The organism is Alcanivorax sp. HI0044 (assembly GCF_001634945.1).
The window spans coordinates 1-1,870 of sequence record NZ_LWEZ01001452.1 but is presented as its reverse complement, the minus strand read 5'-3'; the positions used below and the strand labels follow the sequence as shown (position 1 = coordinate 1,870).

The 1,870-nt window shown below is 61.0% G+C and carries 2 protein-coding genes; both read left to right on the top strand.

The genetic code is table 11. From position 1 onward, the window contains the following. On the top strand, nt 1–1,010 hold a 1,010-nt coding region (locus tag A3730_RS21820; RefSeq protein ID WP_156501293.1), incomplete at its 5' end, for a multicopper oxidase domain-containing protein. Continuing rightward, nucleotides 1,007–1,741, top strand: coding sequence for a copper resistance protein B (locus A3730_RS21815; RefSeq protein WP_063520406.1), 735 nt, complete (start codon nt 1,007–1,009; stop codon nt 1,739–1,741). The genes A3730_RS21820 and A3730_RS21815, both read left to right, overlap by 4 nt. Nucleotides 1,742–1,870: the final 129 nt, after the last annotated feature.

Genomic DNA, 1,870 nt, shown 5'->3' with positions numbered 1-1,870 from the left:
TGGACGGCCAACCGGTAAACCCGGTGGATTTCCATGAATGCCGACTGGGCGTGGCAGAAACCCTGGATGTGATCGTGGCCCCGAAAGCCGATCAGGCCTACACCCTGTTCGCCCAGAGCATCGACCGCAGCGGCTTCGTACGCGGCACGCTAACACCGGATGCCGCCCTCTCCGCTGCGGTGCCTGACATGGACGCGCCCCCGCCACTGGGCCACACCGAAATGGGCATGGGCGCTATGGACCATCAAGCTTCGGGTCATCAATCCATGAGTCATGGCGCCATGGACCATGACGGCATGAAAATGGGGGATATGAAACACCACGGCACATCCCCTGCCCGCCCGGTTCCCTTTGCCGTGGACAGCAACAACCCGGACCTGCCGCCACGCGACAGCGCCATCGAACATCCTGCCAGTGAATTTGGCCCCGGCGTCGACATGCGCGCCATGGCGCCCGGCGACATGCTGGCCGACCCCGGCATTGGCCTGCGTGACCGGCCCTGGAAAGTGCTCACCTACGCCGACATGGAAACCCTCGGCAGCACTCCCGACAACCCCATCGACAGCCTGCAAGCGGACCGGGAAATCGTGCTGCATCTGACCGGCAACATGGACCGGTACATGTGGAGTTTTAACGGCATCAAGTTTGCCGATTCCGTACCGCTGGAGCTGTTCCACCACGAGCGGGTTCGCATCACCCTGGTGAACGACACCATGATGACCCACCCCATTCACTTGCACGGCCTATGGAGTGATCTGGAACTGGGTAACGGGAAACTGCTGCGCAAGCACACCATCACCGTCAAACCCGGCGAAAAACTCAGCTATCTGGTGCGCGCCGATGCCCTCGGTCGCTGGGCCTATCACTGCCATCTGCTCTATCACATGGAGGCAGGCATGTTCCGGGAAGTGCGCGTCGTTGATGGCAGCACCACCCCTTCCATGCCAGATACACAGACACAGGGCATGCACGACACACATGACAAAGATCATGGAGGGCACCGCTCATGAAAACATTGATGACGCTCCTGGCAGGCAGCATCACACTGGCGGCCACCTCGCCAGCCCTCGCCATGAATAAAAACGAACCGCGTTTTACCCGTGTCATCGTCGACCAGCTGGAAGCCCGTGACAGCGATGAAGGCACCGTCATGGCCTGGGAAGCCAGCGGCTGGCATGGCGGCGACCTGAACAAGCTGTACTTCAGCACCGAAGGCGAACGGTTAATGGATCCGGAGCACGACGGTGAGGACGCCAGTACCGAGGCAGCAGAAACCCGCCTTGCCTGGAACCGGGCCTTTGCTCCCTTCTGGGACTGGCAGCTGGGCGTGCGACGAGACTGGCAACCGGACGATCCCAACCGGGACTGGGCCAGCATCGGTGTTCAGGGCGTCGCGCCCTACCTCTTCGAAGTGGACGCCAACCTGTTTATCGGCGAAGAGGGCCTGACCAACCTGCGCCTGGAAGCCGAATACGAGTTGCTCCTGACGCAAAAGTGGATACTGGTTCCGGAGATCGAAGCCAACCTCTATGGCAAGGACGACCCGGAACTGGGCATCGGCGACGGGCTTGTAAGCCTGGAAGCCGGCCTGCGCCTGCGCTATGAAATCCGCCGGGAAATTGCGCCCTATATCGGGGTCAACTGGGAAAAACAGTACGGCGACACGGCGGACATGACTCGGGCAGCCGGCGGAAAAACGGAAGAAGGCACCGTTGTTGCCGGCATCCGTTTCTGGTTCTGATCTTGCCACGGATGTGCCCGGCCGCCATGGCCGGCGCATCCACCAATTCTTTCATTGTCAGGGAGAACACGATGAAAACCGTTAGCACTCTGCTCGTTATCGCGCTGCTTGCCACCGCCATCATCGGCA